This is a genomic window from Arthrobacter sp. 9MFCol3.1 (assembly GCF_000620385.1).
GTDB lineage: Bacteria > Actinomycetota > Actinomycetes > Actinomycetales > Micrococcaceae > Arthrobacter.
In genome coordinates, this window is record NZ_JIBJ01000004.1 from 464652 (window position 1) to 478942 (window position 14291).

Consider the following 14291-nt stretch of genomic DNA (forward strand, 5'->3'; position numbering starts at 1 on the left):
CCATCGATAAGGTTTCAAGCTGCATAAGCGACCACCGTGAGTTCATCGGGACCGACCCCGGATGAACCTGGTGGCCATGCGGCGCCGGGGATGGAACTGCTGACCATGGACACTGCAGATTGGGCAACAGGTGGAAATCACCGTAATGGTGGCGCTAGTGATATCGCTGGCGCTGTTCTTCGACTTCACCAACGGATTTCATGACACCGCGAACGCCATGGCTACCCCCATCGCGACCGGCGCCATCAAACCGAAAACAGCAGTTGCCCTCGCGGCGGTGCTGAACCTTGTGGGAGCGTTCCTCTCCACGGAAGTCGCCAAGACCGTCTCGGGCGGCATCATCAAGGAAGGCTCGGACGGTGTCCAGATCACCCCGGACATCATCTTCGCCGGGCTGATGGGCGCCATCCTCTGGAACATGATCACCTGGCTCAAGGGCCTGCCGTCCAGTTCCTCCCACGCCCTCTTCGGCGGCCTGATCGGCGCCGCGATCGCCGGCATCGGCATTCACTCGATCAACTTCGAGTCGCTCCTGCAGAAGGTCATTCTTCCCGCCGTGTTCGCCCCGATCATCGCCGGCGGCGTCGCCTACTTGTGCACGCGGCTGGCCTACGCCCTGACCTCCCGCCACGACCCGGAAACCGGTGACAAACTCACGCAGAAGCGCGGCGGATTCCGGACCGGGCAGGTCTTCACGTCCAGCCTTGTGGCGCTGGCGCACGGAACCAACGACGCCCAGAAGACCATGGGCATCATCACGCTGGTCCTGATCGCGGCCGGCACCCAGCCCGCCGGTTCCGACCCCCAGTGGTGGGTCATCACGGCCTGCGCCCTGGCCATCGCGATCGGCACCTATGCCGGCGGCTGGCGGATCATCCGCACCATGGGCTCTGGCCTCACCGAAGTGAAGCCCGCCCAGGGATTCTCCGCAGAGACCAGCACCGCCGCCGCTATTCTTGCCTCCTCGCACCTGGGCTTCGCCCTGTCCACCACACAGGTGGCCTCCGGCTCAGTCATCGGCTCCGGAATGGGACGCCGCGGCACCACCGTGCGGTGGGGAACCGCGGGCCGGATTGCCATCGGCTGGCTGTTCACCCTCCCCGCGGCCGGAATCGTGGGCGCACTGACAGCGTTGCTCGTGCAAACCGGGGTCGTGGGAGTGGTCATCGCGGCCGTCGCCGGCACCGCCGCCGTCGCCTACATGTTCGTGCATTCGCGCAAATCCCATGTCGGCCACCACAACGCGGTCCAGATCGAGGAAGTCGGCCAGGCCGTGCAATTCCGCAAGAAGAAGTCCGCCGCGAAGGCGATCAAGAACGGTGGTGTCCAGCGATGAAATGGTTGGAACTGTTCAGTGTGGCAGGTGCCACGCTTGTCTCCGCAGTGACGGTCGTCGTCCTCTACGCCCTGGGTGTCCGGCTGACCGCCATCGCGGGCGACATCCGGAACTCGCCGCCGTCGTGGATCCGGCCGCTCGCGTACGGCTGCTTCGCCGTGTGCGGCTGTGCGATCCTCTACGGGCTCTACCTGATCATTCCTTACTTCCACAAGTAGGGCGTCCGCGCGGCCGTGCAGCCGGTGCGCCACGGGGATGGGAAACCGGTTACCGGATTCGCTAGGCTGGGGCCATGGTGAGCTTCCAGTACTTCGTGGCCTCGTCACTGGACGGGTTTATCGCCACTGCCGACGACAATCTGGCCTGGCTGCTGCAGTTCGACGGCTTTGAGGGCGGACAGGACAGCTATGACGCGTTCATGGCCGACGTCGGCTGCATTGTCATGGGCGGCGAGACCTACGCGTGGCTTCGGGAGCATGAACCGGACACGTGGCCGTATCCGGGCACACCCTCCTGGGTCTTCACCCGCCATGAACACTCCGCCCCGGAGGGCGCAGATGTGACGTTCGTTCGCGGGGCCGTGGGCGAGTTCGTGGACGACCTCAAAGACGCGGCGGGCGGCCGGAACGTGTGGGTTGTCGGTGGAGGCGTGCTCGCGGCGCAGTTCGCGGACGCCGGGCTGCTGGACGAACTGATTGTCTCGGTCATTCCCGTGGTCCTGGGCAGCGGCAAGCCGTTGCTGCCCATGGCGGGCCCGACGCCGCCGCTCGAGCTGACGTCTTCCCGCACCTTGGGCCGGGGCATCGTGGAGTTGCGGTACCGCTTCCCGGGCCGGACGTAGCCGGATCCGGCCAGATCCGGTACCGCAGGCGGTGCGTTCCCTAGCGCGCGATATCGCGGATAAGGTTTGTGATCCGGGCGGTGGAGAGCCGCCGGCCGTGCTCGTCGGTCATCACGATCTCGTGGGTGGCGAGGGTCCGGCCGAGGTGGATGGCCGTGCAGGTGCCGGTGACGATGCCTTCGGAGATAGCCCGGTGGTGCGTCGCCCCGACCTCGATCCCCAGCGCCTGCCGGTTGGGACCGGCGTGCAGGCCCGCGGCGAACGAACCCAGGGTTTCGGCCAGGACGACGTGGGCACCGCCGTGCAAAATGCCGGCCACCTGGGTATTGCCCTCCACCGGCATGGTGGCCACGGTGCGCTCCGGGCTCATTTCGAGGAAGTGGATGCCCATCTTCACCACGAGGGCTCCGACGCCGTACTGGCCCAGCCAATCGTGCATCTCCAAGGGAACCCCGGCCGCCGCGAGCTCGGTTGCGTACGGGCCGGGCGTGAAATTGTCCATCATGGGAACTAGGCTGGCACCTGTGAGTGAAACTACCAAACCGGCCCTTGCTTCCAAAAGTGCTGCCCCCCAGAATGCTGCCCCTCTTTCTGCTGCCCCCCTTTCCGCAGACCTTATCCCGGCAACTGAGCCGGATTCAGTGGTTGCGGCCAAGCCGGCCGGAAAATCCAGCCGGGCCGGGGCGTCGGTTTCCGCCACCGAGGCTCCCGTGATCCCGATCACGGACCAGCCGCGGCTACTGGTGCTCGACGGACACTCCATGGCGTTCCGGGCGTTCTTCGCCCTGCCCGCGGACAAGTTCTCCACCGCCACGGGCCAGCACACGAACGCCGTCCACGGCTTCACCTCCATGCTGATCAACCTGATCAAGGAGCAAAAGCCCACCCACGTGGCGGTTGCGTTCGACGTCTCCGATGACACGACGCACCGCAAGGCCGAGTACAGCGAGTACAAGGGCGGACGCAACGAGACCCCGCGGGAAATGAGCGGCCAGATCGACCTCATCGACAAGGTCATGGGCGCCTGGGGCATCAAGACCATCAAAATGCCCGGTTGGGAAGCTGACGACATCCTGGCCACGCTCGCCGCAATGGGGGAAAAAGCCGGTTACGAGGTGCTGTTGGTCTCAGGCGACCGCGACGCCTTCCAGCTCATCACCGACAACGTTTTTGTCCTGTACCCCAGGAAGGGTGTCAGCGATATTCCCCGCATGGACGCGGACGCCATCCAGGAGAAGTATTTCGTTAGCCCGGCCCAGTACTCGGACCTTGCCGCCCTGGTGGGGGAGTCCGCGGACAACCTCCCCGGCGTTCCCGGCGTCGGGCCCAAGACCGCAGCAAAATGGATCAACCTTTACGGCGGCCTGGAGGGTGTCCTGGAGAACCTCGACGCGATCGGCGGGAAAGTAGGGGACTCCCTGCGCGAATACGTTGACGACGTCAAGCGCAACCGGCGCCTCAACAGGCTTCACACCGACCTGGACCTGCCGGTGACACTGGACGAGCTCGCGGACCCCCGGCCGGACCAGGCCGCCCTCGAGGAGTTGTTCGACGCCCTGGAATTCAAAACCATCCGCACCCGGCTCTTTGCCCTCTACGGCAGTGAAGTTGCCGAAGCCGACCGGGAAAGCCTCGAAACGCCCGACTTCGTGGTCCCGTCGGACGCAGCCGAGCTCGGCGCGTTCCTCGCTGCCGGTGCCGGCACGCGCTCCGCGGTGGCGGTGGACCTCGTGCCGGGCCGGATCGGCGAGGACGCCGCCGCGGTGGCGATCGTCCGCGACGACTCCGCCGTCTACATCGACCTGGCCAGCCAGGATGCTGCCGCCGAAAACGTCCTGGCAGAATGGCTGCGTGACGCCAATGCACCGAAGGTGGTGCACGGGTTCAAGGCTGCCCTGAAGGCCCTCGCCGCCCGCGGATTGGAACTGGAGGGCGTGGTGGATGACACCTCCATCTCCGGCTACCTCATCCAGCCCGACCGCCGCAGCTATGAACTCGCCGAGCTGGCGCAGCATCACCTGAACATCTCGGTTTCGACCGAGGCGGCCAAGGCGGGCCAGCTGGAGCTGGCGTTCGACGGCGACGACGCCGCCAGTGCCGGCGCGCTGGTCCACGTGGCCGCCGTCGTCCAGGCCCTTAGCCGCTTCTTCGAATCAGAATTGAAGGAACGCAAAGCCCAGGACCTGCTCACCACGCTGGAACTGCCCGTCAGCCGTGTCCTCGCCGATATGGAACTCGCGGGAATCGCCATCGACATGCCCCGCATGGACGAGCAGCTCTCGGACCTCGCCAAGGTGATCGACAACGCGCAGGAGCTGGCGTTCGCCGCGATCGGCCACGAGGTCAATCTTGGTTCGCCGAAGCAGCTCCAGACCGTGCTGTTCGATGAACTCCAGCTGCCGAAGACCAAGAAAATCAAGTCCGGCTACACCACCGACGCCGCCTCGCTCAAAAACCTGCTGGAAAAAACCGGGCACGAATTCCTGGTCCAGCTCATGGCGCACCGGGAGTCGTCGAAGCTGCGCCAGATGCTGGAGTCGCTGAAGAAGTCCGTCACGGAAGACGGCCGGATCCACACCACCTACGCGCAGAACGTCGCAGCCACGGGCCGGATCTCCTCCAACAACCCCAACCTGCAGAACATCCCGATCCGCAGCGAGGAAGGCCGGCGCGTCCGCGGCATCTTTGTGGTCAGCGAGGGCTACGAGTGCCTGCTCTCCGCCGACTACTCGCAGATCGAAATGCGCATCATGGCGCACCTCTCGGGCGATGCCGGCCTGATCCAGGCCTACAAGGACGGCGAAGACCTCCACCGGTTCGTGGGCTCGAACATCTTCCATGTGCCCACCGACCAGGTGACCAGCGCCATGCGGTCCAAGGTCAAGGCGATGTCCTATGGTCTCGCATACGGTCTGACCTCGTTCGGGTTGTCCAAGCAGCTGGAGATCTCCGTTGACGAGGCACGGACCCTCATGAAGGACTACTTCGACCGGTTCGGGGCCGTCCGTGACTATCTCCGCGGCGTGGTGGACCAGGCCCGGATCGACGGCTACACCGCCACCATCGAGGGGCGCCGGCGCTACCTGCCCGACCTGACCAGCACCGACCGCCAGCTGCGCGAGAATGCGGAGCGCATCGCGCTGAACTCTCCGATCCAGGGATCGGCGGCGGACATCATCAAGCGTGCCATGCTGGGCGTGCACGGGGAACTGGCGGCACAGGGCCTGAAATCGCGCATGCTCTTGCAGGTCCATGATGAACTGGTCCTCGAAGTCGCCGAGGGTGAGCGCGAGGCGGTGGAGAAGCTGGTGACCGAGCAAATGGGCTCGGCCGCGGACCTCAGCGTTCCGTTGGACGTCCAGATCGGCATCGGCTCAAGCTGGTACGAGGCGGGGCACTAACGCCTACCGGTTCCGGCAGGTTTTCGTTCCGGCAATGCCGGGACTTCAGGATTCGCAGGATTCTCAGGGGGAGAAGCACATGGCAGATAAGTACGAGCTCAGGCGTTTCCGCGCGGTCGCGAAGGACTCGGCGGACTACGCGCAAGGCACGGCGTGGCTGCACGGGGTCGGGATCGGCTTCTACGACGAGCCGCGCAAAGACGACTTCGTGGACAAGATCATGGCCATGTATCTCGTGGACAACCGCGAAATGACCGGCGTTTACCAGGCCGACGGCGTCGCGGCCCACTCGCTGGCGGCCGACGTCCCGGTGGCGACCTTCGCCACCCTGCGCAAGGACCTGAACATCGGCTACGGCCGTGAGCTCGAGGCCCAGCTGGTCACGGCCGTCACGGTGCGCGGGACCCACCGCCGGCAGGGGCTGCTGCGGCGAATGATGACCGAAGACCTTGCCGCGGCGAAGGCGGACGGCGTCGCGCTGGCGGCACTGACCGCCTCGGAGGCCTCGATCTACGGCCGGTTCGGTTACGGCGTGGCCACCTTCGAACGCAGCATCAAGGTCGACACCGGGCCGCGCTTCCGGTTGCGCCATGCGCCCGCCGGCTCCGTGGAGATTGCGGACCGCAAAGTCCTCTTGGATTTGGCCCCCAAGGTCTTTGGGCGGCTCCACGCCTCCATGCCCGGGTCAATCTCGCGGCAGGAAGCGTACCGGCTGCGGTCCTCGGGCATGCTCGGCCGCGACGGCAGCGAGGACGAGGCCATCCGCTGCGCCCTGCACTACGACGCCGACGGCACGGTGGACGGGTACGTGTCCTATAAGTTCGCCGGGTGGGACGCCAAGCCGTACACCATGGAGATCGTGGACCTCGTGGCCGCGAATGACGCTGCGTACCTGGAACTTTGGCAGTTCCTGGGCAGCATGGACCTTGTGGACCGGATCAGCTGGCAGGATGCGCCGGTGGACGACCCCTTGGCCTGGGCGCTTGAGGATCCGCGTTGCGTCGAGGCCTCGGACCACCGCGACATGCTGTGGCTGAGGGTCCTGGACCCGGTCCGGGTGCTGGGGGCCCGGCGCTACTCGGCCGACGGGACGGTCGTTCTCGCGATCAGGGACGGTCTCGGCTTCGCGGCCGGCACCTTCGCTCTCACGGTCAGCGGGGGAGAGGCCACGGTGACGCCGGCTCCGGAGGCCGAACCGGACCTGTCCCTTGATGTCGCGGACCTCGGTTCCATCTACCTGGGCGCCGTCTGTCCCGTGACCCTGAAAGCTGCCGGCCGGATCAACGAGCACACCGCCGGGGCGGCGCTGACAGCGCGGCTCATGTTCGCCGTCGAGCGTTCACCGCACTGCCTCACGCACTTCTAGGCCTCCGGCCCGCTTTCGGCGCCACCGGCGACGCGAACACTCCCGGGCGCTTTGACCGGCGTTCGCGTAAACGACTAGACTAAACGGGCGCGTACTACGTGCGCGCATCTACAATCCACAAAATCAGGATGACCCGGCGGATCGCTAGCTGTGATGCCGTGCTCTTGGCCTGCATTCCATAATGCCGGCGAAGCGGTTTGCCTGACCGACTCACTATCCACAACGGAGCCCCTACTACATGACCATCACCTCCACCGAGAAGCCCGGTACCCCCGTAGTCGCCATTAACGACATCGGTACCGCTGAGGACTTCCTCGCAGCTGTCGACGCCACCATCAAGTACTTCAACGACGGAGACCTCGTCGAAGGTACCGTCGTCAAGGTCGACCGCGACGAAGTTCTGCTCGACATCGGTTACAAGACCGAAGGTGTCATTCCCTCCCGCGAGCTTTCCATCAAGCACGACGTTGACCCCGGAGACGTCGTCTCCGTTGGCGATCAGGTCGAAGCCCTGGTGCTCACCAAGGAAGACAAAGAAGGCCGCCTGATCCTCTCCAAGAAGCGTGCTCAGTACGAGCGTGCCTGGGGCGACATCGAGAAGGTCAAGGAAGAAGACGGTGTTGTCACCGGTACCGTCATCGAGGTTGTCAAGGGTGGTCTTATCCTCGACATCGGTCTGCGCGGCTTCCTGCCCGCATCCCTCGTCGAGATGCGCCGTGTGCGCGACCTCGCTCCGTACATCGGTCAGCAGATCGAAGCCAAGATCATCGAGCTGGACAAGAACCGCAACAACGTTGTGCTTTCCCGCCGTGCATGGCTCGAGCAGACCCAGTCCGAGGTCCGTTCCACGTTCCTCAACAAGCTGGAAAAGGGCCAGGTCCGTCCCGGCGTCGTTTCCTCCATCGTCAACTTCGGTGCCTTCGTGGACCTGGGCGGCGTAGACGGCCTGGTTCACGTTTCCGAGCTGTCCTGGAAGCACATCGACCACCCGTCCGAGGTTGTCGAAGTTGGCCAGGAAGTCACCGTCGAGGTTCTCGAGGTCGACCTGGACCGCGAGCGCGTCTCCCTGTCGCTCAAGGCTACGCAGGAAGATCCGTGGCAGACCTTCGCCCGCACCCACGCCCTCGGGCAGGTTGTTCCGGGTAAGGTCACCAAGCTGGTTCCGTTCGGCGCGTTCGTTCGCGTTGAAGACGGCATCGAAGGCCTGGTCCACATCTCCGAGCTCGCCGTGCGCCACGTTGAGCTGGCCGAGCAGGTTGTCTCCGTTGGTGACGAGCTGTTCGTCAAGGTCATCGACATTGACCTCGAGCGCCGCCGCATCTCGCTCTCCCTCAAGCAGGCCAACGAGGGCGTCGACGCCGACAGCACCGAATTCGATCCGGCTCTCTACGGCATGGCCGCAGAGTACGACGAAGAGGGCAACTACAAGTACCCGGAGGGCTTCGACCCGGAGTCCAACGAGTGGCTTGAAGGCTACGAGAACCAGCGCGCAGCCTGGGAGCAGCAGTACGCTGACGCCCAGACCCGCTGGGAAGCACACAAGAAGCAGGTTGCCCAGCACGCTGCCGACGACGCTGCGGCTGCAACGTCCGGCGAGAGCGATTCCGGCACCACCAGCTACTCCTCCGAGCCGGCTGCGACCGAGACCGGTGCAGGCACGCTTGCTTCGGACGAGGCTCTCGCCGCTCTGCGCGAGAAGCTGACCGGCAACTAATTGCCCGTGTCCCTCACGGAGTCCGCTCCCTGAGGCCAGGCAGTTTGTAGCTTGAAGGTGGCCGTCCCCTCGGGGGCGGCCACCTTTCTTTGTGCCCCGGGGGACATGCCCATTCTTGAAGCCCTCCCTCCGGGGACATGCCCATTTTTGGAACCCTTCCCCGGGGGACATGCCCATTCTTAGGGCTGGCCCGTGGGCATTTGTGGATTGTGCCCAGTCCTGACCCTGGGCGCGGGACATGTCCAGTGCTGGGAGGCAGGCGTCAGGCCCTGGCGCCGGACATGCCCCGCGGGCGCCCGGGCCACCGGACATGCCCATTTTTGAAGCCCTCCCTCCGGGGACATGCCCATTTTTCGAGCCGGCCCGTGGACATTTGTGGATTGTGCCCAGTCCTGGCCCTGGGCGCGGGACATGTCCAGTGCTGGGAGGCACACGCCAGGCCGTGGCGCCGGACATGCCCCGAAGGCGCCCGGACTACCGGACATGCCCATTCCTCGCACTAGGCACTAGGCACTGGGCTGCAGCTGCCACGCGTTTCCTGCTTGTCAGGACAAGCACGGGGTCGCCCCTGGAATGTAGGCTCCTTTAGGCAGCCAGGCGCTGCCGACGGAGGGCATGTCCAATGTTGGGAACGTGGGATGGGCATAGCAGGACTCGGCCCGGATGCTATGCCCTCAGCGCAGCGGGATCTTCCCTATGACCGGTACCGTCTCCGTCTCCGAGGGAGCACCGGTCACCAGTTCGGCGCCCGCGTACTTCAGCAACGCGAGGGCTCCGACGTTGCCGGCCGTTGTCTCGGCCACCAGGACGGCTGCCCCGGCCGACGCGGCGCGAGCCTTGACGAGGCGCAGTGCCTCGCGGCCCACACCCCGGCCGCGGAAGCTCCGGGCGAGCCAGATCCCGGTTTCCAGCGCCCCACCACCACCGGCCCCGGCACCACCACCACCGGCCCCGGCACCACCAGCCGCGCCGTCACCCGCTTCTGCCGGCTCCGCGTCCATCCGCTTGAGCCGGATGGACCCTGCCAGCTGCCCGTCGCAGCGGATGGCCCACGTCTTTTGCCCCGCTGGACCGTCCAGGCCGGCTGCGGCGGCGCGGTGGAATTCGCGGAACCAGCTGATCCGGTCGGTGTTCCAGCCGGCGGTCGTGCCCAGCGGCGGGGTGACCTCGTCGGCGTCGGCGTCCCGCAGCGCAAGTTCCAGGAGTTGTTCGAGTAGCTCCTCGCTGACGTCAAGCAGCTCGACCGCGGGCACAGGCTCAGCTGATGGGGACATCGATCCACTCCGTTTCTCCGGGCAGCAGCGACGCGCTGCCGGCCGACATGGCGGCCACACGGTCCGCGGCCCGGGCCAGTTCTTCCGGATCATCCGGCAGGGCCAGCCTCAGGACAGTAGTCTGCGCCTCGTAACGGGTTTCGGCCATGACATACCCCGCGGCGCGCAGATCGTTCTCGAGCCGGCCGGCCACGGCGTGCTGCGCCGGCACCGAGCAAATGCGCAGCCGGCGGCGCCGCACAAGGGGAGCGAGCTCCAGCGCGCCGGACACCGATTCGGAATAGGCCCGGACCAGGCCGCCGGCACCCAGGAGAATGCCTCCGAAATAGCGCACGACGACGACGGCGACGTCGCTGAGGTCGGTGACGCCGGGTGCGGTCTCCCGCTTCAGCAGCGCCTCAAGCATGGGGACGCCCGCGGTGCCGGACGGCTCGCCGTCGTCGTTGGACCGCTGGACGTCCCGGTCGGGACCGAGCACGAAGGCGAAGCAGTGATGCCGTGCGTCATGGAATTCCCGGCGTAACCGGCCCAGGACGGCCCGGGCGGCGTCCTCGTCCGCCGTGCGGGCCAGCACGGTGATGAAACGGGACCGCTTGACCTCGATTTCGTTGCGAAACCCGGGCCCCGCGGCGAGGGTGGTGTAAGCGGCCGTCCTGCTCTCGGGTAATTCCGCCGCATCTGCCACCGGTTCAGTTTAGTCTGGTGAGGTGTTGAAGATCGGGTTGACCGGCGGAATCGCCTCGGGAAAGTCCATAGTTGCCGCGCGCCTGCGCGACCTCGGAGCAGTGCTTGTCGACGCCGACGCGCTGGCCCGGGAGGTTGTGGAGCCGGGTACGCCCGGGCTGGCCAGTGTGGTGGAGGCCTTCGGTGCTGCCGTCCTGACCCCGGACGGCCGGCTGGACCGGGCACGGCTCGGTGCCCTGGTCTTCGGTGATCCGGAGCGCCTGGCCGCGCTCAACGGGATCATCCACCCGTTGGTGCGGGAGCGCGCCGCGGCGATGGTCGCCGCCGCCCCGGCCGGCGCCGTCGTGGTCCAGGACATCCCGCTCCTGGTCGAAACCGGACAAGGGAAGAACTTCCATCTGGTGGTCGTTGTGGATGCCCCCGACGACGTCCGGGTCCACCGCATGGCCGAACACCGCAACATGACCGCCGACGAGGCGCGCGCCCGGATGGCAGCCCAGGCGGGCCGCGAGGACCGGCTGGCCGCTGCGGACGTCGTGCTGGATAACTCAGGCACCCTTGAGGGCCTCCGGCACGCGGTCAACGCGCTGTGGGAGGAGCGGCTGACGCCGTTCGCACTGAACCTCAAGGAGCAGAGGATTGCCCCACGGACGGCGGGGCCGGTCCTCGCCCCGGCCGATCCCGCGTGGGCCGCGCAGGCCTCCCGGTTGATCTCCCGGCTGCGGGCAGCGGTTCCACGGGATGTCCTGGCCGTGGACCACATCGGGTCCACGGCCGTCCCTGGCCTCGACGCCAAAGATGTGATCGACCTCCAGCTCAGCGTCCGGGACCTCGACGCCGCGGACCGGATCGCGCCGCTGTTGGCCGCCGCAGGATTCCCGCGCTGGCCCGGCATCATCGCCGACAACCCCAAGCCCTCGCACCCGGACCCTGCGGACTGGGGCAAGCGGCTGCACGGCAACGCCGACCCCGGCCGGCCGGTGAATCTGCACCTCCGCGCGGCCGGCTCGCCAGGCTGGCGCTACGCGCTGTGCTTCCGCGACTGGCTGCGCGCCGATCCCGAGGCCCGGGCGGACTACGTCGCCGAAAAGCAGCGGGTCGCGGGGCTGCACGACGTCGACAAGTCCACCGCCGGCTACGCGGCCGACAAGGAGGGCTGGTTCACCGACTACGCCGCGCCCCGGATGGAAGCGTGGGTGCAGCGCACGGGATGGCAGCCGCCGTCGTACCCGGACAGCGCCGGAGCAGACGACGGCGGAACGGACGACGCCGGTACAGGCACCTTTGGCGGCGCCGCCGCAACGGCCCCTGCCGCCAGCTCTTCCACGGCACCTGCCACCGGCCCTGCGCCGGGACAAAGCGCCGGCGCCAGGGTCGGCCCCGGTACTGCCCAAAGCTGAATCAGGCCATCCTGTCACAGCCCGGCGGTAGATTAGGTACATGAGTCTTGCCCAGGAAATCAACCGCGTCGTGGCGCCCTTCGAGGTCATCAGTGAGTTCCAGCCGGCGGGTGACCAGCCGGCCGCCATCGCAGAGCTGACCGAGCGCATCAAGAACGGCGAGAAAGACGTCGTGCTGCTCGGCGCCACCGGTACCGGTAAGAGCGCGACCACGGCCTGGCTGATCGAGCAGGTCCAGCGTCCCACCCTGGTGATGGTGCAGAACAAGACCCTCGCCGCGCAGCTGGCCAACGAATTCCGCGAACTGCTGCCGAACAACGCGGTGGAATACTTCGTGTCCTACTACGACTACTACCAGCCGGAAGCCTACGTCGCCCAGACGGACACCTTCATCGAGAAGGACTCCTCCGTCAACGAGGAAGTCGAACGGCTCCGCCACTCCGCCACCAACGCGCTGCTGACCCGCCGCGACGTGATCGTGGTCGCCACCGTCTCCTGCATCTACGGCCTCGGCACCCCGGAAGAATACATCGCCGGCATGGTGACGCTCCGCAAGGGGGCGGAAATGAACCGCGACGACCTGCTCCGGAAGTTCGTCTCCATGCAGTACACCCGCAACGACATGGACTTCCACCGCGGCACGTTCCGGGTGCGCGGGGACACCGTGGAAATCATTCCGATGTACGAGGAACTGGCGATCCGGATCGAGTTTTTCGGTGACGAGATCGAAAATATCCAGACCCTCCACCCGTTGACCGGCGAAGTGCTCCGGGACGAGAACGAAATGTACGTCTTCCCCGCCTCGCACTACGTCGCCGGTCCGGAACGGATGGGCCGGGCGATCAAGCGGATCGAAGACGAACTGGCCGAGCGCCTCACCGTGCTGGAAAGCCAGAACAAGCTGGTCGAGGCCCAACGGCTCCGGATGCGCACCACCTATGACCTGGAAATGATGCAGCAGATGGGGTTCTGCAACGGCATCGAAAACTATTCCTCGCACATCGACGGCCGTGCCCGCGGGACCGCGCCGCACTGCCTGATCGACTACTTCCCGGACGACTTCCTCCTGGTGATCGATGAATCCCACGTCACCGTGCCGCAGATCGGCGCCATGTATGAGGGCGACATGTCCCGCAAGCGGAACCTCGTGGACCACGGCTTCAGGCTGCCCTCGGCGATGGACAACCGCCCGCTCAAATGGGACGAGTTCCAGGACCGCGTGGGCCAGACCGTCTACCTCTCCGCCACACCGGGCAAGTACGAGCTCGGCAAGTCCGACGGCTTCGTCCAGCAGATCATCCGCCCCACCGGCCTGATCGACCCCGAAGTCGTCGTCAAGCCCACGAAGGGGCAGATCGATGACCTGCTGGGCGAAATCCGGACCCGCACCGCGAAGAACGAGCGGGTCCTGGTCACCACCTTGACCAAGCGGATGGCCGAGGACCTGACGGACTACCTGCTGGGCCATGGCGTGAAGGTGGAATACCTGCACTCCGACGTCGACACGCTGCGCCGCGTGGAACTCCTGCGCGAACTGCGGATGGGTGTCTTCGACGTCCTCGTCGGCATCAACCTGCTCCGTGAAGGCCTGGACCTCCCGGAGGTGTCGCTGGTCAGCATCCTGGACGCGGACAAGGAAGGCTTCCTGCGCTCCTCGACTTCCCTGATCCAGACCATCGGGCGCGCCGCCCGAAACGTCTCCGGCCAGGTGCACATGTACGCGGACCGGATCACCGACTCGATGGCCCACGCCATCGACGAGACGAACCGCCGCCGCGCTATCCAGGTGGCCTACAACACGGAGAACGGAATCGATCCCCAGCCGCTCCGGAAAAAGATCGCGGACATCACCGACCAGCTGGCCAAGGAAGACGCAGACACCCGCGAGCTGCTGGCCGCGGCCGGGAAGAACCGCGGCAAGGGCAAGGGCACCTCGCTCATCCGTGCGGACGGTCTCGCCGCCGCGCCGGCAGAGGACCTCGTCGGCCTGATCGAACAGCTGACCGAACAGATGCACGCCGCAGCCGGGGAGCTGCAGTTCGAACTGGCCGCCCGGCTGCGCGATGAGGTGGGCGAATTGAAGAAGGAACTGCGGCAAATGCAATCCGCGGGGCACGCCTAGGGTAAACTCGGTCAAACGTAGGGGAGTATCCGAAACGCTACGATCGTCAACACGCACGGCTACGATGCCGTGCCGGGCGTAGCGGGCAGCCAGGCAGCGTCATGCGCCGGCGGTCGGAGAGACTTACACCGCTGAGCTGTACCCTACGAAAGG

11 protein-coding genes are annotated in these 14291 nt (G+C 66.3%); 8 read left to right on the plus strand and 3 right to left on the minus strand.

What is annotated here, in order from left to right; all coding sequences use genetic code 11:
- Positions 1-130: 130 nt before the first annotated feature.
- From C560_RS0104915 to C560_RS0104925, 3 genes are all read left to right on the plus strand, one after another.
- Positions 131-1336 (plus strand): inorganic phosphate transporter, encoded by a 1206-nt coding sequence (locus tag C560_RS0104915; protein ID WP_026537350.1) that lies wholly within the window; start codon positions 131-133, stop codon positions 1334-1336.
- Positions 1333-1554, plus strand: coding sequence for a hypothetical protein (locus C560_RS0104920; RefSeq protein ID WP_026537351.1), 222 nt, complete (start codon positions 1333-1335; stop codon positions 1552-1554). The genes C560_RS0104915 and C560_RS0104920 overlap by 4 nt, the downstream gene beginning before the upstream one ends.
- 74 nt (positions 1555-1628) lie before the next feature.
- Complete coding sequence (locus C560_RS0104925; protein WP_018773022.1) at positions 1629-2177, plus strand: dihydrofolate reductase family protein; 549 nt, start codon at positions 1629-1631, stop codon at positions 2175-2177.
- A 40-nt stretch (positions 2178-2217) separates the two neighbouring features.
- On the opposite strand, the gene C560_RS0104930 is transcribed toward C560_RS0104925, so the two are convergent.
- The gene (locus C560_RS0104930) at positions 2218-2682 is read right to left on the minus strand and encodes a hotdog fold thioesterase (RefSeq protein ID WP_026537352.1); all 465 of its coding nucleotides are present in this window, start codon (positions 2680-2682) and stop codon (positions 2218-2220) included.
- Between C560_RS0104930 and polA the strand changes: the two genes are divergently transcribed.
- From polA to rpsA, 3 genes are all read left to right on the plus strand, one after another.
- Complete coding sequence (gene polA, locus C560_RS0104935) at positions 2681-5578, plus strand: DNA polymerase I (RefSeq protein ID WP_442853143.1); 2898 nt, start codon at positions 2681-2683, stop codon at positions 5576-5578. The genes C560_RS0104930 and polA overlap by 2 nt on opposite strands.
- A gap of 79 nt (positions 5579-5657) precedes the next feature.
- Positions 5658-6944 (plus strand): GNAT family N-acetyltransferase, encoded by a 1287-nt coding sequence (locus tag C560_RS0104940; protein ID WP_026537354.1) that lies wholly within the window; start codon positions 5658-5660, stop codon positions 6942-6944.
- A gap of 238 nt (positions 6945-7182) precedes the next feature.
- Entirely contained in the window at positions 7183-8658 is a 1476-nt protein-coding gene (gene rpsA / locus C560_RS0104945) for a 30S ribosomal protein S1 (protein ID WP_026537355.1), read from the plus strand.
- 674 nt (positions 8659-9332) lie between these two features.
- Here rpsA and C560_RS0104950 read toward each other — a convergent pair.
- Together C560_RS0104950 and C560_RS0104955 are read right to left on the minus strand one after the other, a co-directional pair.
- Positions 9333-9932: a GNAT family N-acetyltransferase gene (locus tag C560_RS0104950; RefSeq protein WP_026537356.1), complete on the minus strand. Its 600-nt coding sequence runs from the start codon at positions 9930-9932 to the stop codon at positions 9333-9335.
- On the minus strand, positions 9916-10617 hold the full coding sequence (locus C560_RS0104955; RefSeq protein ID WP_026537357.1) for an IMPACT family protein: 702 nt from the start codon (positions 10615-10617) through the stop codon (positions 9916-9918). Before C560_RS0104955 ends, C560_RS0104950 begins: the two co-directional genes overlap by 17 nt.
- A gap of 22 nt (positions 10618-10639) precedes the next feature.
- On the opposite strand from C560_RS0104955, the gene coaE reads away from it, so the two are divergent.
- Positions 10640-12016: a dephospho-CoA kinase gene (coaE, locus tag C560_RS21285; protein WP_197026106.1), complete on the plus strand. Its 1377-nt coding sequence runs from the start codon at positions 10640-10642 to the stop codon at positions 12014-12016.
- A 40-nt stretch (positions 12017-12056) separates the two neighbouring features.
- Positions 12057-14138: an excinuclease ABC subunit UvrB gene (gene uvrB, locus C560_RS0104965; protein WP_018773014.1), complete on the plus strand. Its 2082-nt coding sequence runs from the start codon at positions 12057-12059 to the stop codon at positions 14136-14138.
- Positions 14139-14291: the final 153 nt, after the last annotated feature.

Coding starts and splice junctions, on each gene's coding strand:
- C560_RS0104920 (WP_026537351.1), top strand. CDS start 1,333: ATGAAATGGTTGGAACTGTTCAGTGTGGCAGGTGCCACGCTTGTCTCC.
- C560_RS0104925 (WP_018773022.1), top strand. CDS start 1,629: ATGGTGAGCTTCCAGTACTTCGTGGCCTCGTCACTGGACGGGTTTATC.
- polA (WP_442853143.1), top strand. CDS start 2,681: ATGGGAACTAGGCTGGCACCTGTGAGTGAAACTACCAAACCGGCCCTT.
- C560_RS0104930 (WP_026537352.1), bottom strand. CDS start 2,682: ATGATGGACAATTTCACGCCCGGCCCGTACGCAACCGAGCTCGCGGCG.
- C560_RS0104940 (WP_026537354.1), top strand. CDS start 5,658: ATGGCAGATAAGTACGAGCTCAGGCGTTTCCGCGCGGTCGCGAAGGAC.
- rpsA (WP_026537355.1), top strand. CDS start 7,183: ATGACCATCACCTCCACCGAGAAGCCCGGTACCCCCGTAGTCGCCATT.
- C560_RS0104950 (WP_026537356.1), bottom strand. CDS start 9,932: ATGTCCCCATCAGCTGAGCCTGTGCCCGCGGTCGAGCTGCTTGACGTC.
- uvrB (WP_018773014.1), top strand. CDS start 12,057: ATGAGTCTTGCCCAGGAAATCAACCGCGTCGTGGCGCCCTTCGAGGTC.